Here is a 25,292-nt window from a genome sequence, read left to right on the forward strand (position 1 = left end):
TCTTATTTTTTTGAAATTTCGTCTAGGACTAAACGTAATTCTCCGTAAGTGTACTTATTATCTATTTGATGCTTTAAATCTGAAAGGTTATCAAACTTATATTTAGGGATAAGTTCTTTTAGTTCTTTATAATGTCTTTCAGAGATTAAATCTGTGATTTTCACTTCCCCTGAAGAAATGAAGCTAGCTAGGTGACCAATTACAGTATTAATATTTAATTCTCTCTCAAAAGCTATTTGTTCTGGCGGTTTTCCATTTTTGAATAACTCTAAGGATAAACGCTTCGTGTCACCCTTTTGACGTTTCGGTATTGGCTTTTCAAATATTTCGACTTCATTTGAAGTTTGAATATCGTTTTTATCACAATATTCTCTGATGGCTTTTAGAATTCTCATTCCATATTTATCCACTCTTGTTTTACCAAAACCATTAACTTCTAGTAGTTGCTTTTTGTTAGTTGGAAGCGTTTCGCACATTTCATATAATGCTTTCTGAGTGAATATTTGATAGTGGATTAAATCTTTCTCTTGTGCTATTTCATTTCTTAATTCTCTTAAAAGTTCAAAAAGCTCAACATTTGTTGTCCCATCAATCACTGATTTTCTGGGCTTCTTAGGTTTATCTTTAGCTAAGAAAACTGATTTTGCTCTTGCCTCTAAGAAAGTAGGTACATCAAAACCATTTTTCAGTTTGTTAAAATATAGCTGTTTTGAGGCTATTAACTCCTCAATAGAGTCTAGTTGTTTTACTAAATCTTTTTCTATGGTTTTATTATCGGTCGTAAAGCCGAAATTTTTGAAAGGTGTTACTATATTAGTTCTGGTTTGTGTATTGTAATATTGAATTGCTTTTTTAAAACGATTCTGGATTTCAGGAGTTTCTTGTGGTGTTTTATCGTCAACTATTAAGGAACTTAATTGAGTTTTAAATCCGTTAGCTACTTTAAGCAGACTTATAATACAATCTCTCATCGTATTTAAAGGAGTTTCTATATTACCTTCTATACTTCCTCTATTTTTATAATAGATATCTAAAACACGATTGAGAGGATATAAAAACATATAAAAATCGAATAGCTCTGAAATTAAATTTAATTGAAACTCAGATTTAGATTGTTGAAGAGTTTTCTCATCAGGTTGATTTTCTTCTGCTTCCTTATTAAAAGAAATTATATTACTGTCACTGATAATTTGACTTGAATTGATTTTACTTTTCAACACCAAACCTTCCAAACTTTTACAACGACTTAATGCGACATAAGTTTGTCCATGTGCAAAGGCTGCTTGAGCATCTATGATTGCCTTTTCAAATGTCAAACCTTGACTTTTGTGTATGGTGATTGACCAAGCTAGTCTTAATGGTATTTGAGTAAATGAACCTATTTTATTCTCAGTTATAGCATTAGTTTCTTTATTTACCGTATAGTTTATGTTTTCCCATTCTTCTGGTGTGGTTATAATGTTGAATTCATCATCAGGGCATTTAACAACGACTTCAGTTTTATCCAAAAAAATCACTTTACCAATCTTACCATTAAAGTAACGCTTCTCTGGAGAGCTATCGTTTTTAATAAACATCACTTGAGCTCCAACTTTGAGTTCTAATCCTTCTTTATTAGGATATGAAAACTCTGGAAACTTTCCTTCGACTTTTGCCTTATAGACTTTAGACTTAGTTTTAAGTTTTTCTAATTCTGAATTATTAGTTTGTTCTGCTCTGTTATTGTGAGTATTTAAAGAAATATAACCATCATCTTCTTTTGGTGCAAAATCAGGAATAAAACGTTTATTTAATTCATCAGCGGAAGATTGAGTTAACGTGTTTGTTCTTATCTCATTTAAAATGTCAATAAATTTAGGATTATCTTGTCTATATATATGTTTAAGCTCTACCGTTATTGCATTAGATTCTTGATAAGCAAGACTAGAAAAGAAAAATACGTTTTTATAAAATGGTTTTAGTAAGTGCCACTCATTTTCTTTCACCACAGGAGATAACTGTTGTAAATCGCCAATCATCAAAACTTGTACTCCTCCGAATACTTTTGATTTATTTCTAAAACGTCTTAGTGTTTTATCAATACCATCTAGCAAATCGGCACGAACCATACTAATCTCATCAATGATTAATAAATCTAAAGACTTAATAATATTGATTTTTGTTTTACCAAATTTTCTATTAAATCCAAATGAGTTATTTAAATCTTGATTAGGAAGAATTGGCCCAAAAGGTATTTGAAAAAAAGAATGGATGGTAACACCCTTAGCGTTGATTGCTGCAACTCCTGTTGGAGCAACTATAACAACTCTTTTTAAAGAATTCTTTTTTAATTTATGAAGAAAAGTTGTTTTACCTGTACCAGCTTTTCCCGTTAAGAACACATTTCTATCTGTATTATTAACGAAATTCAAAGCTAAGTCTAATTCTTTATTTGCCAATCTCTTCTTATAAACTACTAAGCTAACTATTAAAATTAATTTAAGAAAAGTCAAAACAAAAAAATCCTCATTATCAAAAGATAATGAGGATTCTAAAAAAGGCGGCGACCTACTCTTCCACAGTAAGCAGTACCATCGGCGCAAACGGGCTTAACTTCTCTGTTCGGAAAGGTAAGAGGTGAGCCCCGTCGCTATAACCACCTTAAGTCTTTCGGCGTTGGCAGATAAATCTGCTTTACCGTATATAATAACATATTGAAAAATGATTCATGAATAATAATTTAATTATTGAACTTTATAAAAAAACAGGCGTACAATAAGCCTACGGGTTATTAGTACTACTTGGCTATGACATTACTGCCTTTACACCTATAGCCTATCAACGTGGTCATCTCCCACGACCCTTTAAAGAAATCTCATCTTGTGGTGGGTTTCGCGCTTATATGCTTTCAGCGCTTATCCCTTCCGAACGTAGCTACCCTGCAATGCTACTGGCGTAACAACAGGTACACTAGAGGTTCGTCCAACTCGGTCCTCTCGTACTAGAGTCAGATCCACTCAAATTTCTAACGCCCACAGTAGATAGAGACCGAACTGTCTCACGACGTTCTGAACCCAGCTCGCGTGCCACTTTAATGGGCGAACAGCCCAACCCTTGGGACCTTCTCCAGCCCCAGGATGTGACGAGCCGACATCGAGGTGCCAAACCCCCCCGTCGATGTGAGCTCTTGGGGGAGATCAGCCTGTTATCCCCGGAGTACCTTTTATCCTTTGAGCGATGGCCCTTCCATACGGAACCACCGGATCACTATGCTCTACTTTCGTACCTGATCGACCTGTATGTCTCTCAGTCAAGCTCCCTTATGCCATTGCACTCTACGCACGGTTACCAAGCGTGCTGAGGGAACCTTTAGAAGCCTCCGTTACTCTTTTGGAGGCGACCACCCCAGTCAAACTACCCACCAAGCACTGTCCTTTCAGTGAAAGTTAGACTCTAGATAAGCAAAGGGTGGTATTTCAACAATGACTCCACAACGCCTAGCGACGCCACTTCAAAGTCTCCCACCTATCCTACACATTACTTATCCAAAGCCAATACTAAGCTATAGTAAAGGTTCACGGGGTCTTTTCGTCCCACTGCGGGTAATCGGCATCTTCACCGATACTACAATTTCACCGAGCTCATGGCTGAGACAGTATCCAAATCGTTACACCATTCGTGCAGGTCGGAACTTACCCGACAAGGAATTTCGCTACCTTAGGACCGTTATAGTTACGGCCGCCGTTTACTGGGGCTTCATTTTAGATCTTCGCCGAAGCTAAACCCTCCACTTAACCTTCCAGCACCGGGCAGGTGTCAGGCCCTATACATCATCTTTCGATTTAGCAGAGCCCTGTGTTTTTGATAAACAGTCGCTTGGATCTTTTCACTGCGGCCCATCTTACGATGGGCGACGCTTCTCCCGAAGTTACGCGTCTATTTTGCCTAGTTCCTTAGCCATGAATCTCTCGAGCTCCTTAGAATTCTCATCCCAACTACCTGTGTCGGTTTAGGGTACGGGCTGCTTCACTCGCTTTTCTTGGAAGTCGATTCGCTAGATTATCACCGCGACCGTAGTCTTAGTGTACTATCAGGACATTACTGTTCCCTTCAACGCACAATTCCGTCTGTGCGCACTAACTATTCGCCTCCGTCACTTTTAGTGTGAGCAGGTACAGGAATATTAACCTGTTGTCCATCCACTACCCCTTTCGGGTTCGCGTTAGGTCCCGACTAACCCTCAGCTGATTAGCATAGCTGAGGAAACCTTAGTCTTTCGGAGTGCGGGTTTCTCGCCCGCATTATCGTTACTTATGCCTACATTTTCTTTTGTAGCTTCTCCAGCAAAGCTCACGCTTCACCTTCGACGACACTACAATGCTCCCCTACCACTTTTACAAGTCCATAGCTTCGGTAGTATGTTTATGCCCGATTATTATCCATGCCGAACCGCTCGACTAGTGAGCTGTTACGCACTCTTTAAATGAATGGCTGCTTCCAAGCCAACATCCTAGCTGTCTAAGCAGTTCAACCTCGTTTATTCAACTTAACATACATTTGGGGACCTTAGCTGATGGTCTGGGTTCTTTCCCTCTCGGACATGGACCTTAGCACCCATGCCCTCACTGCTGATTAACATTTTATAGCATTCGGAGTTTGTCAGGAATTGGTAGGCGGTGAAGCCCCCGCATCCAATCAGTAGCTCTACCTCTATAAAACTATAAATCAACGCTGCACCTAAATGCATTTCGGGGAGTACGAGCTATTTCCGAGTTTGATTGGCCTTTCACCCCTACCCACAGGTCATCCGAAGACTTTTCAACGTCAACCGGTTCGGTCCTCCACTGTATGTTACTACAGCTTCAACCTGCCCATGGGTAGATCACACGGTTTCGCGTCTACCACTACTAACTAAAGCGCCCTATTCAGACTCGCTTTCGCTACGGATCCGGACCTGAAGTCCTTAACCTTGCTAGCAACGGTAACTCGTAGGCTCATTATGCAAAAGGCACGCCGTCACGGATAAATCCGCTCCGACCGCTTGTAAGCGTATGGTTTCAGGTTCTATTTCACTCCCTTATTCAGGGTTCTTTTCACCTTTCCCTCACGGTACTAGTTCACTATCGGTCTCTCAGGAGTATTTAGCCTTATGGGATGGTCCCCACAGATTCACACAGGATTACTCGTGTCCCGCACTACTCAGGATACTGCTATCTTACTACTCTTTACTTATACGGGACTATCACCCTCTATGGTTGCTCTTTCCAAAGCATTCTAATTCATTATAGCTCAAATATCGCAGTCCTACAACCCCAGCATTGCCGTAACAATACTGGTTTGGGCTAATCCAATTTCGCTCGCCGCTACTATCGGAATCACTTTTGTTTTCTTCTCCTCCGGGTACTTAGATGTTTCAGTTCTCCGGGTTCGCCTCCTTACGGATAACATGTCTTCAACATGCTGGGTTGCCCCATTCGGATATCTACGGATCAATTTGTATGTGCCAATCCCCGCAGCTTTTCGCAGCTTATCACGTCCTTCATCGCCTCTGAGAGCCTAGGCATTCCCCATACGCTCTTATTTAGCTTATTGTACTTTTGTCTTTTTAATGAGTTACATTATTAATAGCAGCTCGTGACTTACTATTAACAATTAAATTATTATATCTATAACAGGTAAACGATTACCTATTATAAATTTCATGTATCTTTTTCAATATGTCAATGAACGTTTTTCAGTATTAAAACTGAATTGTGGAGAATATCGGAGTCGAACCGATGACCTCCTGCGTGCAAGGCAGGCGCTCTAGCCAGCTGAGCTAATCCCCCATTTGAAATTCAGAACTTTTGAGTTCAGAATTTTGAATTGTGAATCCCAACTTCTAGAATTTCCTTTAATTAGTAGTCTCAGGCAGACTCGAACTGCCGACCTCTACATTATCAGTGTAGCGCTCTAACCAGCTGAGCTATGAGACTCTACTTAATTATTTTATAAAATTAAATTAACAGCAAGAGAATAAAATCAAATCTAATCTTTGATTTTTTATTATAAATCAGTCGTCTTTCTCTAGAAAGGAGGTGTTCCAGCCGCACCTTCCGGTACGGCTACCTTGTTACGACTTAGCCCTAGTTACCGATTTTACCCTAGGCCGCTCCTTACGGTGACGGACTTCAGGCACTCCCAGCTTCCATGGCTTGACGGGCGGTGTGTACAAGGCCCGGGAACGTATTCACCGCATCATGGCTGATATGCGATTACTAGCGATTCCAGCTTCACGGAGTCGAGTTGCAGACTCCGATCCGAACTGTGATAGGGTTTGTAGATTCGCTCCTGGTCGCCCAGTGGCTGCTCTCTGTCCCTACCATTGTAGCACGTGTGTAGCCCAGGACGTAAGGGCCGTGATGATTTGACGTCATCCCCACCTTCCTCACAGTTTGCACTGGCAGTCTTGTTAGAGTTCCCGACTTGACTCGCTGGCAACTAACAACAGGGGTTGCGCTCGTTATAGGACTTAACCTGACACCTCACGGCACGAGCTGACGACAACCATGCAGCACCTTGTAGATAGTCCGAAGAAATAGCTATCTCTAGCTAATGCAATCTACATTTAAGCCCTGGTAAGGTTCCTCGCGTATCATCGAATTAAACCACATGCTCCACCGCTTGTGCGGGCCCCCGTCAATTCCTTTGAGTTTCATTCTTGCGAACGTACTCCCCAGGTGGGTCACTTATCACTTTCGCTTAGCCACTCAGACCGAAGTCCGAACAGCTAGTGACCATCGTTTACGGCGTGGACTACCGGGGTATCTAATCCCGTTCGCTCCCCACGCTTTCGTCCATCAGTGTCAATACATTGTTAGTGATCTGCCTTCGCAATTGGTATTCTATGTAATATCTATGCATTTCACCGCTACACTACATATTCTAACCACTTCACAATGATTCAAGATAACCAGTATCAAAGGCAATTTTACGGTTGAGCCGCAAACTTTCACCTCTGACTTAATTATCCACCTACGGACCCTTTAAACCCAATGATTCCGGATAACGCTTGGATCCTCCGTATTACCGCGGCTGCTGGCACGGAGTTAGCCGATCCTTATTCTTATAGTACCGTCAGCTCTCCACACGTGGAAAGGTTTCTTCCTATATAAAAGCAGTTTACAACCCATAGGGCAGTCTTCCTGCACGCGGCATGGCTGGATCAGAGTTGCCTCCATTGTCCAATATTCCTCACTGCTGCCTCCCGTAGGAGTCTGGTCCGTGTCTCAGTACCAGTGTGGGGGATCCCCCTCTCAGGGCCCCTATCTATCGTTGCCATGGTAAGCCGTTACCTTACCATCTAGCTAATAGAACGCATACTCATCTTTTACCGATAAATCTTTAAAGTAATTTCCATGCGAAATTTACTTACTATGGGGTATTATTCTTCATTTCTAAAGGCTATCCCCCTGTAAAAGGTAGATTGTATACGCGTTACGCACCCGTGCGCCACTCGTCAGCAAAAGAGCAAGCTCTCTCCTGTTACCGTTCGACTTGCATGTGTTAGGCCTGCCGCTAGCGTTCATCCTGAGCCAGGATCAAACTCTTCATCGTTAAATTTTTAAGTGTTTCCACTATTATCTTCAACAACTAATTTAGAATTTTCAAAGTCTCAATATGATTTATTCTCTTGTTTAATTTTGTCGTTTCCAACAAAATCTTACGCTGTCAATTCAATATGTTAATGAACGTATTTCTTAAATTCTCTTAAGGCGTTTATCTCTTAAGCGGGTGCAAATATAAAATGCTTTTTTGTTTCTCACAAAATAAAAATGAAAAACTTTTATTTTATTTTTTTAACCCTATAATACTCTAAAAGAACTTCTCAAAACAAAACTATTTCGCCGTTTTGAGGGTGCAAATATAAAACCACTTTTTAATCTCACAATACTTTTTTCAACTTTATTTTTAAGTTATTTACTAAACTTCACTAAAACCCTTAATACAAAGCACATACAAACCAAAATATTTTAAAAAAATACCTTAGATTTAATCATACATGTATACCTTATTAATTGTATCCTGATTAGAGAAACTTGTAAATACCCTTTTTAACTAACTACAAACTAATAAAGGTAATTATGACCTTTTCACTAAGAAATAAAAATATGTCTGTTAAAATGGGAACTAAAAGGATAGTAAATAGTTATAAGAAGAAGTTCCAGACGAGACCAAACCTTACCGTGAAATCTCTGTAAGGATTATTTGGTGCTGAGAAATAATCATAGCCAGTGAACGAGGAATTAAAATGTTCAGCTTTTAAGAAAATTCTTGTCTGCCTGACTTTTGCATTAATAAAAAAATCTAATCTTGGGAAGCCACCTATCTTAGTCTGATTTTGTGTGTAGAACTCAGCTAATAAAGGATCGTAACCATTACCATTATATTCTGTGAAATAATTTAGGATAACACCTGCTTGAAACTTTAGAGCCTTTTTGAATACTTCGTCCGCATAATAAAGTGTATTTCTAGTAATTATTGCGGGTACATTCAACACATCATCATCACTTATCACATTTTGGTACATAATTGTGTTATCTAAAGCAAATTTACCTAGCCGAAATTCTTTTTGTGCTTTAAATCTTAAATACTGTATTGATTTATTGTATTGTTTAGGTTTTATAACCTTAATATCATTTTGAATACTTTCAAAATTAAAGAAAGTATAATTATCAATATTGGTCATGTCTAAACTTATGCTTACATATTTATTTGAATTTATATTTACTGCTAATTGCTGAGATTTTACTGTATCAAAAGCATCAATATAATCCCAGTTATAATTTATGTAACCACTTTGATTAAGTAAGAAGTTGTAGTTTGGTAAACTTGTACTTATGTATAAACCAGATTCTAAATCTATTTCTTCAGAAATTTGATAAGTCAGGTTTGCATCTATAAAATTACCTTTTATGACATCTGATAAGTTTGCACCAATACTTCCATTTAAAGAAAATTTACCTATTTTATTTTTATAGCTTCCTTCAAAACCAAAGAAATCTTCTTTAATTCTATTTGTGACACTTTGATTATTGATATTAACCAAACTATTGTAACCATAGTTAATATTGTTATAATTTATTTTAAAACCAAAATTACCAAACATGTTGTTTTTAAATAAAACTCCAAAATCTGCATAAAAATCTTCAAGTGTGACTTTATCTGCAATTACATTACTAAATGAAGATCCAAAAAAATCATTAACAGCTGTTGATTGATTATATTCATAAAACTTATCTTGAAAATAAATAGTATTATTAATTGATAAATCACTACTCCTTGTACTACCCTTTTTCTTGAAAATATCATAAGACTGGTTAAGATAGAATCGTTTTCCTTCAAGACTGTTTTCCGCATTTTCAAAATTAGGATCAAAAACTGAACGATCATTAATTTCTTCTTCATTATCAATAAAACGCTGTACATCAGCGTCAGTAATTCCTCCATTCTCTTGATTTAATAAATCCTGCATAGTAATATGACCCCGCATCCGATATCTTTTATTTTTAGTCTGATAATTGGTTGTGAATCTAAAATTACCTGTACTAGTAAGTGCATTTTGATAGTTTCCTAAAGACCTTAATCCTTTATAGGCTATTGAAAAATTAAATTCTTTTGATGTATTGACAGTAAAAAAAGCATCGAGATTTTGACCTTGAGCGAATACTGTTTTAAAATACAACTCTGTCAAAGGTGTAGGTACATTATAATAATTTATATCTTCAATTTCCTTATAATTAAAATGTCTAGCCTGGGCAGAAAAAGAAGGTTTTATTCTATCTAAGGAGGCATTAAAACTAAGAGTATTATATGTTTGTCCAGTGTTTGCAAACTGAATAAGATTGAAATTATCTTTACGTAAATAATTATACTTATATTCTTTTTGAATTGTTAATGTTGTATCTACATAGATAGTATCGTTCTTAAAATTAATTATCAAGTATTTATTTATTTTAGTTTTCTCTTTGCTTGAAGTATTCTTTTTTTCTTTTGAAATATTGTAAGTATCAGAAACTATAGTATCCTTTTTCTTAAGTCTTTCTTGACTTAGAGCAAAAAAAGAAAAAGTAAGGCATAAAAAAGACAATAAAAATCTACTCATTTATAGGTATAAAAATTTATAACGTAAAATTAATCAAATAAAGTATAACGCATAAAAAAAGCGGCTCTTAAAAGAGCCGCTTTTATATGTTAATAATCGCTTAAAATTATTGATTCACACAGAAATCTACTGCTTCAGCACTACTGACATAGTCAGGGCCAACACCACCATTTCTGAATCCTGGATTTGGAACTGTACTAACATCAAGTCCAGGTATACCACCTAAACCATCTGAATCATCAGCAGCAATTAAAGCACCACAAGATAATGTATATGTTGCACCATTATCACCCCAATAATCAAATACTCTTAATGTATAACAACCATCAGCTAAAGTGAAGTTGTAATCAATAGAACTGTTTGCAGGTAAATCAGTCGGATAACCAGCTCCAGTACCATCAGTCTGAACAGTAGCTCCGGTTGAATCTAATATATCCCAGAAAGTTTCGTTACCATAAGTATCAGTATTTATGGTTAAAGTGTAATCATTACAAGGTACATTATCATCAACAATAGTTATTGTTTTACTAACAGAATTTACTCCTTCTCCACCAATACCAACTGGTAATCCGCTAGTAGAAGATAGAGTAAAAACTACATCAACATCACCATTAATGTCATCGTCATCAACAGCACTAAATGTGACTGTTCCTGATGTTTGACCAGCAGGTATAGTTACAGATGGACCAGGTGTTAATGTATATCTAGATGCATCACCAGTAACATCAAAGTTAACAGTGATATCTGTAGCTTGTGGGCTACCTAGTATTGCTGTAACACCTACATCTACACCACCATTTTCTGTAATGGATGTAGCAGCAGCATTTTCTAATTGTATGAAGCTATCTTCTCCAAAAACAATTAACTCTTCCTCACAGTTCTGTAAAGACAACGCTAAACATACTAGAGGAATAACTTTTAATATTTTTTTCATAATACTTATTTTTTTTTATTAATAGCCAGGGTTTTGCTCTGCTCCTATAGCTGGATTAGCATTAATCTCTACAATAGGAATTGGTAATGTAAATCTAAAATCACTAGCAGCTAATGTACATGCTCCACTCTGGATTCCACATGCTATAGGATCTCTGTTAATACCTCTACCGCCAGCAACACCCGAACGCTTTAAATCTTTATATCTATGACCTTCATAAGCCAACTCTATCTTTCTTTCATCCAATACTGCACCTACAGCTTCCGAAACTGAAGAAGGAAGTGCTACTGTTTGTGCTGAACCAAATCTAGCAGTTCTTAATTGCTGTAGTAAAGTCTGTACACCTGTGAAATCACTTTGGTATGCTCTTGCCTCTGCAGCAATCAATAACATCTCCGATGATCTAAATACTTTTAAATCATTCATTAATGGACGACCTTGTGATCCAGGATATTTTTGGATAACTAAAACATCATTGTTTACTGGGTCTGGATCATTTTGATAATCTGGACTAATTATAGATGTTGGTGATACCATTACTGTCTCACGAACGTCTCCAGGTAATAAAGCATCGTAGATACTTCTGTCCATTTCAAAATATGGAGAACCAGATAAGGTAGCATTAACAAATGCAAAACGAGCTCCTGCCCATCCACCTGCGCTTACTGAACCTGTAGCTCCTTGTCCATCAAAACCATCGTTTAATACACGCTCCATTTTCCAAATGATTTCAGTATTATCATTATCAAACCACATGTTTGTATACTGAGTTGTATCTGCTAAACCATAACTAGATAATAATGAATTAGCTAATGTTTGAGCTGTTGGATAATCTCCTCTAGTTAATGCAATTCTAGCTCTAAAAGCTCTAACTGCATCTTTAGAAGCAAACGTAGTGTTAGATTGATCTACTAATCCTGATTCAGCAATGGCTAAATCAGCATTGATGTAATCCCATAAAGCACCTGTAGTATCACGTAGTGGCTGGAAACTTAAACCAGGTACAAAATCCACAACTGGTGCAGCTAAAGTTGCATCATTTGTTGGGTCTGGACTGAAATATAATAACAACTCAAAATTTGCATATGCTCTGATAAAATGAGCTTGAGCTAAAGCATTGTTATAATCAGCTAAATCAGCAGCATCTGGCGTAATGTTAGTTGCAGCTTCAATAAGCACTGAACATCTGTTGTTTAATGCATAGTTACGTACCCAGAAGTTAGATGCAGCTACACTACCGGCGTTGATTACAAAGTCATACAAGGCAAATCCTTGTCCACCAGAATCAAATCCTATTGCTAGCTCATCTGTAAAATTAGACGATAGTGCAATCTCTGGTGTAGTATCTAGTTGACCGTATAAAGCCAATAGACCGTTTTCTAAATCAGCAACAGTTCTGAAGGCGTTCGCCGCACTCAGTCTACCTGGCTGGTCTATATCTATAGCGTCGTTACAACCCATTAGCAATGCTAAGAGTCCGACGAATATTATTTTATTTATTTTTTTCATACTGTTATTTTTTTAAAATCCTAATTCTAATCCGAAAGAAATTGTTCTTGGCGTTGGATATTGTCTAGATCCATTGCTACGTGTTTCTGGATCAAAACCTCTCCACTCAGTGAATGTTAACAAGTTCTCACCGTTTAAGAAAATTCTAGCATTTGTGAAACCAGTATTTTCTAAAGTTTCAGATGGGAATGAGTATCCAAAACTAGCAAAACGTAATCTTAAATAATCAGCACTTCTTAAGAATCTATCCGATCCAGGAAATGAATTTAAGTTAGTTGCATTAAATCTTGGTTGATCAGTAACATCACCTGGTTGTTTCCACGCTCTTAAGATATCAGTAGATAAATTAAACTGACTAACAGCTGTAGGGTCTACTAAATCTGCATAATCATTATCAAATCTATCAACACCTATTACATAGTTCCATTGTGTAGTTAAGAAAAATCCTTTATAATCTAAATCTAAGTTAAAACTACCATTCCAATCTGGAATAATGTTTTTATCTATCCAAACTCTGTCGTTATCAGCATCTGGATTTTCAGTAGTGTTCCCGTTAGCATCTAAATATAATAAATTACCAGTTGCTGGGTTAACACCTGCATATTGTAGAGTAAAGTACTCTCCTAATATACCTCCATTACGACCAAGACCGATAATCTCTCCTTCTGGGTTAGGAACTTCTTGTAATTCAGTTTGATTAAAGTTACCTACAACTCCAACAGTCATACCGAAACCACCTTCAGACTTAGGTCTGAAAACGTCATAAGACACAGTGAAATCAACACCACGGTTATATAATAAACCTGTATTTGCTGGTTGACCTGTAAAGCCTGTAGTCGCAGATAATGGAGTTTGCTGAAAAAGATCGCTTGTCTCTCTTTCGTAGTAATCTATACTACCTCTTAATTTGTTATCCCATACACCAAAGTCAAGACCTACGTTTAAAGAAGATACAGTCTCCCAAGATAAATCTCTGTTACCTACTTGTGCCAATGTAATCGCACTAATGTTTCCGTAACCACCTGCAGTTGTAAATAAATCTAAGAATCTATCTGGAGCAGAGAATAATCCTCCACCTACGATATCTTGGTTACCCGCAGTACCATAAGATGCTCTTATCTTTAAGTTATTGAAGTCAGAACCTTCCATGAAGCTCTCGTTAGATATGTTCCAACGACCAGACACAGAGTAGAAAGTACCCCATCTGTTAGACCCAGAGAATCTGTAAGATGCATCACGACGTACAGTTGCACTAAGACCAAATCTAGTATCATAATCCCAATCCGCAGATCCGAAGTAAGAGAATAAACCAGCGTTTCTTATAGTAGCATTTGCTTCGTCATTAAATAATCCATTTGCTTGTTGTACTAAACCAGCACCATCTCCAGGAGAGAAAGTTGCAGGGTTAAGACCGTTTGCAAAATAACCGAAAGCTCTTAAATGTGCTTTAAAGTATTCAGTGTATAGACCTACATCTACAGTATGCTTACCAAATGCTTTGTTAAAGTTTAACGAAGTTACTTGGTTATAAGAAAATACTCTTGTGTTATTTTGTTGTTGGAAACCAGAAGTTGGGTTCTCAGCGCCACCAAATAACAATGCGTTAAATGATGTTGGGCCTTCAGCTCTTAAAGCATCCTCTGCTTGATAATCAGCAGCAGCTACCACATTTGCAGATAACCAATCCGTAAACTTATAGTTAAAGTTTGCACTACCTACAATTTTAACCTCTTCATCGAATCTTGTAAAAGTATTCAATCTATCTAATAAGAATAAAGGTGTATTAGTAAATGATAATGGTGATAATAAAGCAGCACCATTAGTATAATCATCAGCAGTAATGTATGGTACAGAAACAAAAGCTCCTAATACATAGTTACGATTAATAGCTCCAGAACCAATACTGTTAGGCTCGTTAGACTTAGAGTAGTTTACTGTTAAGTTAGTACCATAGTTAAACTTACCATTACTTGATTTACCAGAAACGTTAGAACGAATATTAAAACGTTTTAAATCACTCTGTCTTAATATACCTTCTGTATCTTGAAAACCAAAAGATGTAAACTGTGATGTATTTTCACTACCACTAGATAAAGAAACCGTATGACTTTGTGTTACACCTGTACGGAAGAAAAAGTCTCTCCAGCTAAAGTTAGGAGCAGCTGCAATTTGAGCATCTGTTAAAGGCGTTCCGTTTCCAGGGTTAAATGCACCTGTACTTACACCAGCACCAGCACCGTTTCCTCTTTCTCTTTCATAAGTTAATAATTCTTGTGATGACATCGCGTTGTAATCATTGTCTTGAAGACTACTGTAAGAAACAAAACCGTTGTAGTTAATCTTTAGTCCTTGACCAAAGTTACCTTGTCTTGTCTTAATTACAATTACACCGTTCGCACCTCTGTTACCATAAATAGCAGTTGCACCAGCATCCTTAAGAACATCAATAGACTGAATGTCTTGAGGGTTTAATGAACGAAAGTTATCTTCATCCACTGGAGCACCATCAATAATAAATAATGGCTCTGTATTACCACCAATAGAAGAAACACCACGCAACTGAACTAAAGAGTTACCACCTGGTTGACCACTACTTGTTGTAATATTCAAACCTGGAACCTGTCCAGATAATGTTTGAACAAAACTCGCGTTTGGTCTGTTTTCGATTGTTTCGCTAGAAACTCTTACAGAAGACACACTTGACTTTGCCTTAGTTGTAGTTGAGTAACCAGTAATAACAACCTCATCTAGTGATGCAACATCATCTGCCATACTTACATTAATGACATTACCTGCACCTACAGTTTTTTCGGTAGTTTTCATACTAACGAAAGAGAAGATAAGAACATCTCCTGTATTAGCCTTAACAGAATAATTTCCGTCAAAGTCTGTTTGAGCACCTCTTGCGGTACCCTTTACAATTACATTTACTCCTGGTAATGGTATACCATTAGAATCTGTAACTGTTCCCGTAATGGCTTTCTCTTGTCCAAAAGAAAGCTGCATTACAAACGCCATAAAGAGCGTTAATAACCATGTTAACTTTAATTTCATAAAACAATTATTTGAGTTAGTCTTCCGCAAACATCATAATAAAATATTAAAAATCCAAGGGAATAGCATAAAAAAATGTTAAAGGAAGACGCATAAAACTTAATAATACAGCAATATCCTTTTTATTATTTTGTGTATTCAAAATATACTGGCGGTTTATATTGATATTTTAATAATTGAATGTATTTTTCAATCGCTATAATTATGAATTTAATAAATACGTTTTCAAATCAAGATTTAGAGTGCGGAACTGACGAAGCTGGAAGAGGTTGTTTAGCTGGTCCGGTCACTGCGGCTGCTGTTATTTTAGATTCAAAATTCAAAAACACAATTCTAAATGACTCTAAGCAGTTGTCCGAAAAAAAACGCTTATTACTCAGACCTATTATAGAAACAGAAGCAATATCGTTTGGAGTATCGCATATTTTTCAAGAAGAAATTGACACTATTAATATATTGAATGCTTCAATAAAAGCTATGCAAGTCTCAATTGAAAAATTAAATCCGCAACCCAAATTTATAATTGTTGATGGCAATCGTTTTAAACCATATAAAAGTATTCCGTACAAAACCATCGTTAAAGGAGACAGCAAATACCTAAGTATTGCTGCAGCATCTGTTTTGGCAAAAACCTACAGAGATTTATATATGGAAGAAATACACAAACAATTTCCAATGTATAATTGGAAACAAAACAAAGGTTATCCAACTAAAGAGCATCGTGCAGCTATCAAAAAGTATGGCATTACAAAATACCATCGCAAATCTTTTCGTTTACTTCCCGAACAATATCAATTAGATTTTTGAGTCTTAATATATTTGTAGAAAATTAATCTCTTGATGAAAAAACATCTTCTTTATATATTAATCCTTTTTTTATGTGCTTGTTCTGAGCGCTACAAAATTAAAACCGATGTTTCAGATTTAATTCCTAGTTCACACCATACTATTATAAAGGTCAATGCATTTAATGAGTTAAAAGCCTTATCTCAAAAAAATATTCCTTTTGACGAGCTTAAAATTGATGCCTTATTATCAAAGGCTGAATTTTTAAATACATCCAAACCCATATATTTATCTATATCTGACAATAGTAGCTTTACACTTATTACCGAATATTCAGAATCCCTTTTTCAAGTGGATCCAACTTCAGACATCTTATCTGAAAAAATACTAGATAGCGATATTATAAAAACTATCAATAATAGGGACACACTTTATCATCGAAATATTAATGGCTTTTTCTTTGGTAGTGATGATTTTAAACTTGTTGACTCAACTAAAACAAATTCGAATCCTGAATTAAAAAAACTAATCGCTACGACAGACTCAAAAGCTGAAGCCTCATTAGTTTTTAAAAATAAAAGTGATAATGACATCATTCTAAAAAGAAATGCCTTAAAAAATAATTCAGAATACGAAGTTTTAGACCTAAATATAGAAGGAGACAATATCAACTATAGTGGCTTCACAAAGAATGATGATTCTTTATCTCTGCAGAATATTTTTAAAAACACTATTCCTCAAGAGTTTCGCTTAGCAAATATTATTCCTAAAGATATAGAAAGTTTTACAAGAATTTCATTTGATGATTATTCAATTTTTTCTGAGAACATTTCAAAACTAAATACTATCGGGAAAGACTCTACTTCTGATATATTAAATTTATCCAATGAAATCGCTTTAATAAATACCAAATTCGGTGAAGCCATAACGCTAAACACTTTAGACGATAATTTACTTGAGGAAGCTTTTTTTGAAGAATTAAACTCAGATTCAGAAACCTTTAAAGATGTTTCAATTTTTAAATTTGAAAATGATTCTGTTTTTAGTAATAGATTTTCGCCTTTCTTTTCGTTTAAAAAAGCTTCATTAGTTTTTGTTTATGAAAACTTCGCAGTGTTTTCGAACAATATTAAAACACTTCAGCATATCATATCTCAAAAAGTAAATAATCAAACACTAGCGGCTTCTGAAAAATTTGAAGATATAAGTCTACAACTCGCAGACGAATCCTCATACTTAATATACAAAAATGGCGAAGGTTTGTATGATTTTTTAAACCGTCCAGTAAGAGGCTATAATGCAAATGCTGTACAATATGTATATGAAACAAATTTTGCTCATATTAATGGAGTTCTTTCAAAATACCGTAAAAGAGCAAGTAGCAACTCTGTAACTGATGATTTCTCCGTAACACTTTCATCAGAAATTTTAATGCAGCCGCAAACTGTAAAAAACCATCGAAATAATACTCATGAAATTATAGTTCAAGATGTGATGAACAATCTATATTTAATTTCTAACAGTGGACAAATCCTATGGAAAAAACAACTTGACGGAAATATACTAGGAAAGGTTGAGCAAATAGATATATATAAAAACGGTAGGCTTCAGTTAGCTTTTGCGACACCAAATCGTATTTATGTTATAGACCGAAACGGAAAAGATGTTGGTGCTTTCCCTAAAAAATTCAATGACAAAATCACACAACCTCTATCCGTTTTTGATTATGAAAATCGCAAAAATTATCGCCTTTTGGTAACACAAGACAAGTCATTAATTATGTATGATACAAACGCAAAGCGTGTTAATGGGTTTAAGTACCAAAAATCTGCAAATACGATTAGTAGTCAGCCAAAACATTTTAGAGTTGGCCGTAAAGACTACATTGTATTTTCTCAAGGGAAAAAGTTAGAAATCTTAAACCGTCAAGGACAAGAGCGTGTTAATGTCAAAGACAATATAGAGTTTTCGGATAATCCAATTTTTTTGTACAAAAACAGATTCACCACACTATCTAAAACCGGGCAACTAGCGCAGGTTAATACAAATGGAAATATCGACTATAAATCGTTTGAGTTACCAGTAAATTCTGAGATTGTTACCACAAGTAAAACTCTTGTTGGTATGAGCGATAATAAACTAAAAATAAAAAGCAACATTTTAGATTTAGACTTTGGGAATTATACAACTCCAAAAATCTTTTATTTAAATGACAAAATCTATGTTAGCGCAACAGATTTGGACGCAAAAAAAGTCTATTTATTTGATAGCCAAGCAAAACTCTTACCAAACTTTCCTGTTTTTGGAACTGCCTCTGCAGAGCTTCAAAATCTGGATAAGGAAAGAGGTCTAGAACTCATTACGCAAAGTGATAACAAAACTATTATTGTTTATAAAATCAACTAACATTCTTCCTAGTATTGAAAGCTATTTTTGTACTATTGTAATTCTCAAAATTTTAGCCCATTAGCACTCATGATTAAACGCCAAAAAGCTTCAATAAAAGACTTAATTATACATAAAGTTGGCAACAAATTTAACGGTACAAAAAATGCATTTTCAGATGCTACTGTTCATTTCGATGAAGCCACTTATCAACTGATATTACCTTACCTTTTAAAACCCTTTGTGAGCGTTGCTGAGACCTACCGTTTTAATCACCATTCAGACGTTAGCCTTAATGAAATTAATACTTACAGCGAACAAATATTTTCTGATGATGGTGGTTTTGTGGAGGTTTCTAAACATATTGTCACACATTTATTTGAACAAAGTAATTCTGCTCAAATAAAAACAGGAGATGTCTTTATTTGTCATTTCGAAAACATACAATACCAAGACTATTTTACAGATGCTGTTGGTGTTTTTAAAATTGAAAATAAATCAGAATTTTTTCAAACCTATTTAGAGCAAAACAACTACGACATTTTAGTACAAAAAGGTATACAAGCCAAAAAGGTGGATAAAGGCTGTTTGATACTCAACACATCAGACATGGAAGGAAAAATTGTACTTAGTGTTGACAACAATAATTACGATGCCCAATATTGGATTAAAAGCTTTTTGAACATCAAATATCCAGACGATAGTAACCAACACACCAAGAATTGTATTGAGATGTGTCGTGAGTTTTCAAAAGAAGTTTTACAACCTAATTTTGGTGGACAAGAACAAAGCAATTTCTTGGCAAAAACTGTTGATTTTTTTAAAGAAAATGAAATCATAAATATTGAGAATTTTAAAGAAGAAGTCTTTGATTCTGAAGACCAAATTCGTCAGTTTGAAGATTATAAAAAAATCTACGAAACTGATAATAGTGTTTTAATCAGAAATCAATTTGACGTCTCTGAAATTGCACTTAAAAAGCAAAAACAAAAGATTAAAACCGAAATAAAACTAGACACAAATATTCAAATAAAGTTAGATGTAGACGCTCCTGACGCCTCTGCAGAATATCTAGAAAGAGGTTATGATAACGAAAAGAAAATGCATTTTTATAAAGTGTTTTTTAATGAGGAGAATAATTAAACAAACTCAGCCTCAAAAAGAGTAGTAAAATGCTTCAATATTTTAGTCTTTACTTCAGCTTCATCGACTTTATCAACTCCTAATTCTACATTAAGCGAAGTCACTGCTTTGCCGCGAATTCCGCATGGAATTATATTATCAAAATACCCCAAATCCGCATTAACGTTTAGCGCAAAACCATGCATTGTCACCCATCGACTAGCACGAACGCCTAAGGCACAAATTTTTCGAGCAAATGGTGTACCTACATCTAACCAAACACCAGTTTCACCCGGACTTCTTTCAGTTTTTAAACCGTATTCAGCTAGTGTTAAAATAATACATTCTTCAAGAAAGCGAAGGTATTTGTGAATGTCAGTAAAAAAATTGTCTAAGTCCAAAATAGGGTAACCTACAATTTGTCCTGGTCCATGATAGGTGATATCTCCTCCGCGATTTATTTTATAGAATGTTGCCCCTTTTTGTTTAAGCTGTGCCTCAGAAAGTAAAAGATTAGATAAGTCACCGCTCTTACCCAAAGTATACACATGCGGGTGTTCTACAAACAGAAAATGATTGTCAGTTTGCAATCCAGCATCCTCACGCCTATTCTTAATTTTGGTATCTAATATGGCTTTAAAAAGTTGTTCTTGATAATCCCAAGTATCTTTAAAATTTTTAGAGCCTAAATCTTCGAATTTTACCTTTTTATTCATAAAATGTAACGTTGACATCTAACGATTTAGGGTTTTTAATATAATCTATCCAACTGGCTTTATAAGTCACCGTTTTACCATCTTCAGAAATTACAGCTCCTTCAATATCAACAGATTTTACGCGTTTAGGAAAAACTAATTCCACATTATAATACGAGGCTTCAAAATATTGCATAAACTCTTTATCAGTTTCATCATTGTCATCAAACATAGACTCCATCTCTTCATATTCTGCTTCGCTTAGTTCTGGTATAGTAGTTAACCTCGAAAAACCAGAATTACTATAATTATAAGCAACTTTAGCATCGTCATTACCAGCAAATTTACCTAATGGCGAACCATTTTTCATAGCATCTGCTTGACCGCTTTGAGCATTAAGGCTTTGCGCTTTTTTTATTTTGTCTTGTATATCTTTTAAATCATTGATGGAATTAAATTTCATACCAATGCCCATATTCATTTTGCCAGCATCTTCATCCATATTCATAGTCATATACATATCTTTTACATATTCCATAGCTAATCGTTGCTCTTCTGGCAAAGCTGCTACACTATCTTTATAAACTTCCATAATATCTGCAAAAATCATCGTTGTGTCAAAAACCTCACCGGCTTCTTTCTTTTCAGCACTATCTGTACTTCCACCCATTGTCTCTTTCATCTGAGTCATCATCTCACCCATATCGTAACTAACTAAGAACTCGCCAGAGCCATCTTCAGTAAAAACAATAGTTTCGGTGACATTACAACTTGTTAATAGACTTAAAAAAGCTAGGCATGCAATAAGTTTTTTCATTTTTAGGTAGATTAAATTAGTAAGACAAAGGTACAATATTATCGCTCAGGATTATTTAAAATAACCAATGCTGCAATGACACCTGGCACCCAACCACATAGCCATAAAAGAAAGACAATTAAAATAGACCCACAACCCTTACCTATTACAGATAATGGCGGACAAATAATAGCGAGAAGAACTCTCCAGAAACTCATAATTTTATTTTTTGATTTGATGTAATTATATGACGCAGCATTGCAATAAATGTTACAACAAGATTAGTAGCGTCTTTATTTTCAAAAAAATCCTTAGATTCGTTACATGAGATTAAAACTCGTCATCTTATTTCTATTTGTTTTCACGCTTTGCAAAGCGCAATATTCATTTTCCGGATACATAGAACCTAACGAATGGCAGAATACCGTTTACTTATCCGTTGTCGAAGATTACAGAAAAATCTCTGGTGTATATACAGAACAAATCATTGCTAAAACTACTGCAGACGCTACTGGATATTTTGAGTTTAAAGGAAATATGCTAGAGACAGAAAACCGCATTTACCGCATTCACATAGACAAATGCTCTGAAGCCACACAAGATGCAAATCACTTTAACGGACATTGTAGCGACAGTAAAGAAATCATTTTTATTGCTAATAATACAGACACATTAAAACTTCCTTTTTCATTTGAAAATCAAGTGTTTTGTGACATAGACTCAACAAACGATAAAGCAACTGCTTTTGTAAAAATAGATTCTCTAAAAGCAGATATGCGTTTTGCATATGGCGAATTTAGAAGTGAAGCCAATCGCAAATTAAACAACAAAAAATGGTTTAAAACACTACAAGATTTTGGAAAATCCCTAAACGAACCCTTAGCTGAACTTTATATATATTCTTATTTATCAGACAGAACAAGTGATTTGCATAGCTATTATGTCGAAGATTTAAAGACTAATAATTATTACGAGAATTTAAGCCTTAGACTGGCATCTAATTATCCTGAAGCTACATATACCAAACAATACAAAAATGAATTGAATTCAGATTTGTACATGCTAAACACGCAATCTGAAACAAAAACAGAATTTAATTGGTTATATATCGCATTGTGCCTACTAATTGTATCTGTTATACTGAATATATATCTCATTTCTAAGAAGAAGAAAAGCAAAAAGCAATCGTTCGAAAACTTAAAGCAAAGATTATCTAAACAAGAACGTGTGGTTTTGGACCTAATTCTTCAGAATAAAACAAACAAAGACATTGCCGAAACTCTTTTTATTAGTGTTAGCACCATCAAAACACATACAAATAGTATTTATAAAAAGTTAGAAGTACAATCTCGAGACGAAGCAAAATCATTGTTTTTCAATTAGTTACAAAATTCAACCTAGGTACTAGTACCAATTTCAAACCTTTGTATTTAAAAAATTCTATTCCGTTTTTTGATTTTTGAGACCTAATCATTTCAAACAATCAAATTATGAAACAGTTATTTTATATATTCCTTTTTGCATTAGTTTTTACTACATGTAAAGCACAAGAACTAAATACAGAGTTTAAACCCGAGGGAAAACAAGCCTATCTCATTGGCAAAATTGACAAAAGTGGTTTTGAAGACGAAAAATATAGCTCATGGTTTAACAACAACTACGAAAAATACAAACCAGATGCTGAAGTTATCAAAACATTGAAACTAAATCTTAAAGACTACGACATAAAATTATTTATGGGAACATGGTGCGGAGATAGCAAACGCGAAGTACCTAAATTTTATAAAATCTTAGAAGGTGCAGATTATCCAATGAATCAGTTAATGGCAGTTGCTGTAAGCAGAGAAAAGGGCATGTACAAAGAAAGTCCACAACATGAGGAAGAAGGTTTAAATATTGTCCGTGTACCGACATTTATAATCTATAAAGACGGAAAAGAAGTTAATAGAGTGATTGAACGTCCTGTTGAAACTTTAGAAAAGGACATCCTAAACATCATTACTCAAAACAACTATAAACCCAACTATTTTGGAGTAAAAAAGAAAGAGAAAAAAGTAAAATAAACACACGCGTTAAATTGATACTAAAACTAGTTCTCTAATTTTTTGAAATAGCTTAATTTTGCAGCTTTAAAACACAGAGAATGCAGCTTTCAGAACAAGAATTAGTCCGCCGTGACAAACTTAGCAAATTACGCGCTATGGATATCAATCCATATCCTGCAGATTTATATCCAGTAAATAATACTTCGGGCAAGATTAAACAGGATTTTAAAGAAGGCAAACAGGTCATTATTGCTGGTCGTTTGATGTCCCGACGCATTCAAGGTAAAGCTTCTTTCGCAGAACTACAAGATAGCGAAGGTCGCATACAAGTATATTTTAACCGCGACGAAATTTGTACTGGCGAAGACAAAAAATTATACAACGATGTTTACAAAAAACTTCTAGACATAGGAGATTTTATTGGTATTGAAGGCGAATTATTTACCACGCAAGTTGGTGAAAAAACGGTTATGGTAAAGAATTTTACATTATTAAGTAAAGCATTAAAACCATTACCATTACCAAAACAAGATGCAGAAGGTAACAGTTATGACGAATTTAACGACCCAGAAATGCGTTATCGTCAGCGTTATGCAGACCTTGCAGTAAACCCGCACGTGAAAGAGGTTTTTGTAAAACGCACAAAGTTATTCAATGCGATGCGTGAATTCTTTAACGACGCTGGTTATTTTGAAGTAGAAACACCAATTCTACAACCAATTCCTGGTGGTGCTGCAGCACGTCCATTTATAACACATCATAACAGTTTAGATATACCATTGTACATGCGTATTGCCAACGAGCTGTACTTAAAACGATTAATCGTTGGTGGTTTTGATGGTGTGTATGAGTTTTCAAAAAACTTCCGTAACGAAGGTATGGATAGAACACACAATCCAGAATTTACAGCTATGGAAATCTATGTAGCTTACAAAGATTACAACTGGATGATGGATTTTTGTGAAAAGCTTCTAGAACATTGTGCTATCGCTGTAAACGGAACTACAGAAACTACTTTTGGAGAGCATAAGGTAAACTTTAAAGCACCATATAAACGCATCACAATGCGTGATTCTATATTAGAATTCACAGGCTTTGATATTAACAATAAATCTGAAGATGAAATTCGCCAAGCGTGTAAAGACATGCACATTGAAGTTGACGAGACTATGGGTAAAGGAAAACTCATAGATGAAATTTTTGGTGAAAAATGTGAAGGCAATTATATACAACCAACCTTTATTACCGATTACCCAAAAGAAATGAGCCCGCTTTGTAAAGAACATCGCGAAAACCCAGAACTAACTGAGCGTTTTGAACTTATGGTTTGTGGTAAAGAAATCGCAAATGCCTACTCTGAATTAAATGACCCAATTGATCAACGTGAACGTTTTGAACATCAATTAAAACTAGCTCAAAAAGGAGACGATGAAGCTACAGAGTTTATAGACCATGATTTTTTACGTGCTTTAGAATACGGAATGCCACCAACATCTGGTATGGGAATTGGTATGGATAGATTAATCATGTTTTTAACCAATAATCAGTCTATACAAGAAGTGTTATTTTTTCCTCAAATGAAACCTGAGAAAAAAGCCGTTGAGATGAATGACAATGAGAAAGCAATATTTGAAATTTTAAAATCTGAAAGCAGAATGGATTTAAATCAATTAAAATCAAAAGCAGGCTTAAGTAATAAGGCTTGGGACAAAGGATTAAAAGGTTTAAGCAAGTTAGGTGTAACCAAAGTCGAAAAAACAGACGAAGGTTTGTTTGTTGAGTTAAAATAGTTATCCCCAATAGATAATTAAAGCACGTCTAGTAAGACGTGCTTTTTTGTTTT

The 25,292-nt window shown here is 35.3% G+C and carries 14 protein-coding genes, 2 tRNA genes and 3 rRNA genes; 6 read left to right on the top strand and 13 right to left on the bottom strand.

Annotated features, from left to right (window positions below):
* Window positions 1-2: 2 nt before the first annotated feature.
* The 10 genes from BTO05_RS06280 to BTO05_RS06325 form a co-directional block, all read right to left on the bottom strand.
* Window positions 3-2,438, bottom strand: coding sequence for a helix-turn-helix domain-containing protein (locus BTO05_RS06280; protein WP_198295262.1), 2,436 nt, complete (start codon window positions 2,436-2,438; stop codon window positions 3-5).
* A 96-nt stretch (window positions 2,439-2,534) separates the two neighbouring features.
* Window positions 2,535-2,643: ribosomal RNA gene (gene rrf / locus BTO05_RS06285) — 5S ribosomal RNA — on the bottom strand.
* A 107-nt stretch (window positions 2,644-2,750) separates the two neighbouring features.
* Window positions 2,751-5,571, bottom strand: a 23S ribosomal RNA gene (locus tag BTO05_RS06290).
* 162 nt (window positions 5,572-5,733) lie between these two features.
* Window positions 5,734-5,807 (bottom strand) — tRNA-Ala (locus BTO05_RS06295).
* A 73-nt stretch (window positions 5,808-5,880) separates the two neighbouring features.
* Window positions 5,881-5,954, bottom strand: a tRNA-Ile gene (locus tag BTO05_RS06300).
* A 95-nt stretch (window positions 5,955-6,049) separates the two neighbouring features.
* A 16S ribosomal RNA gene (locus tag BTO05_RS06305) occupies window positions 6,050-7,575 on the bottom strand.
* The 16S, 23S and 5S rRNA genes sit together here with 2 tRNA genes alongside, the layout of an rRNA operon.
* A 592-nt stretch (window positions 7,576-8,167) precedes the next feature.
* Window positions 8,168-10,123, bottom strand: coding sequence for a putative porin (locus tag BTO05_RS06310; RefSeq protein WP_087491843.1), 1,956 nt, complete (start codon window positions 10,121-10,123; stop codon window positions 8,168-8,170).
* Window positions 10,124-10,229: 106 nt separating this feature from the next.
* Window positions 10,230-11,057 carry a hypothetical protein gene (locus BTO05_RS06315; RefSeq protein WP_087491844.1) on the bottom strand — a complete coding sequence of 276 codons (828 nt, stop codon included), beginning with the start codon at window positions 11,055-11,057 and terminating at the stop codon, window positions 10,230-10,232.
* A gap of 18 nt (window positions 11,058-11,075) precedes the next feature.
* Window positions 11,076-12,566 (bottom strand): RagB/SusD family nutrient uptake outer membrane protein, encoded by a 1,491-nt coding sequence (locus BTO05_RS06320; RefSeq protein WP_087491845.1) that lies wholly within the window; start codon window positions 12,564-12,566, stop codon window positions 11,076-11,078.
* 12 nt (window positions 12,567-12,578) lie between these two features.
* A complete protein-coding gene (locus BTO05_RS06325; RefSeq protein WP_087491846.1) occupies window positions 12,579-15,620 on the bottom strand; it encodes a SusC/RagA family TonB-linked outer membrane protein in 3,042 nt (1,013 codons plus the stop codon).
* 204 nt (window positions 15,621-15,824) lie between these two features.
* Between BTO05_RS06325 and BTO05_RS06330 the strand changes: the two genes are divergently transcribed.
* The 3 genes from BTO05_RS06330 (at window position 15,825) to BTO05_RS06340 (ending at window position 19,934) form a co-directional block, all read left to right on the top strand.
* Window positions 15,825-16,427 carry a ribonuclease HII gene (locus tag BTO05_RS06330; protein WP_087491847.1) on the top strand — a complete coding sequence of 201 codons (603 nt, stop codon included), beginning with the start codon at window positions 15,825-15,827 and terminating at the stop codon, window positions 16,425-16,427.
* Window positions 16,428-16,460: 33 nt separating this feature from the next.
* On the top strand, window positions 16,461-18,812 hold the full coding sequence (locus tag BTO05_RS06335; protein ID WP_087491848.1) for a hypothetical protein: 2,352 nt from the start codon (window positions 16,461-16,463) through the stop codon (window positions 18,810-18,812).
* Window positions 18,813-18,881: 69 nt separating this feature from the next.
* Complete coding sequence (locus BTO05_RS06340; RefSeq protein WP_087491849.1) at window positions 18,882-19,934, top strand: nucleoid-associated protein; 1,053 nt, start codon at window positions 18,882-18,884, stop codon at window positions 19,932-19,934.
* Here BTO05_RS06340 and lipB read toward each other — a convergent pair.
* Genes lipB through BTO05_RS06355 form a run of 3 tightly spaced genes read right to left on the bottom strand, consistent with a single transcriptional unit; the run spans window position 19,931 to window position 21,622 of the window.
* Window positions 19,931-20,629: a lipoyl(octanoyl) transferase LipB gene (lipB, locus tag BTO05_RS06345; RefSeq protein ID WP_087491850.1), complete on the bottom strand. Its 699-nt coding sequence runs from the start codon at window positions 20,627-20,629 to the stop codon at window positions 19,931-19,933. The two genes, BTO05_RS06340 and lipB, sit on opposite strands and share 4 nt — an antisense overlap.
* On the bottom strand, window positions 20,622-21,425 hold the full coding sequence (locus BTO05_RS06350; protein WP_087491851.1) for a hypothetical protein: 804 nt from the start codon (window positions 21,423-21,425) through the stop codon (window positions 20,622-20,624). Before BTO05_RS06350 ends, lipB begins: the two co-directional genes overlap by 8 nt.
* A 38-nt stretch (window positions 21,426-21,463) precedes the next feature.
* A complete protein-coding gene (locus tag BTO05_RS06355; protein ID WP_087491852.1) occupies window positions 21,464-21,622 on the bottom strand; it encodes a YqaE/Pmp3 family membrane protein in 159 nt (52 codons plus the stop codon).
* Window positions 21,623-21,728: 106 nt separating this feature from the next.
* Here BTO05_RS06355 and BTO05_RS06360 point away from each other — a divergent pair, with 106 nt between their 5' ends.
* The 3 genes from BTO05_RS06360 to lysS all read left to right on the top strand — a co-directional run bounded on the left by BTO05_RS06360 (window position 21,729) and on the right by lysS (window position 25,239).
* Window positions 21,729-22,787, top strand: a complete 1,059-nt coding sequence (locus BTO05_RS06360; RefSeq protein ID WP_232459790.1) for a response regulator transcription factor — start codon at window positions 21,729-21,731, stop codon at window positions 22,785-22,787.
* A gap of 107 nt (window positions 22,788-22,894) precedes the next feature.
* Window positions 22,895-23,467, top strand: a complete 573-nt coding sequence (locus BTO05_RS06365) for a thioredoxin family protein (protein WP_087491853.1) — start codon at window positions 22,895-22,897, stop codon at window positions 23,465-23,467.
* An 80-nt stretch (window positions 23,468-23,547) separates the two neighbouring features.
* Window positions 23,548-25,239 (top strand): lysine--tRNA ligase, encoded by a 1,692-nt coding sequence (lysS, locus tag BTO05_RS06370; protein WP_087491854.1) that lies wholly within the window; start codon window positions 23,548-23,550, stop codon window positions 25,237-25,239.
* The last annotated feature ends 53 nt before the right edge of the window (window positions 25,240-25,292 follow it).

It is taken from the genome of Winogradskyella sp. PC-19, assembly GCF_002163855.1.
Classification (GTDB): domain Bacteria; phylum Bacteroidota; class Bacteroidia; order Flavobacteriales; family Flavobacteriaceae; genus Winogradskyella.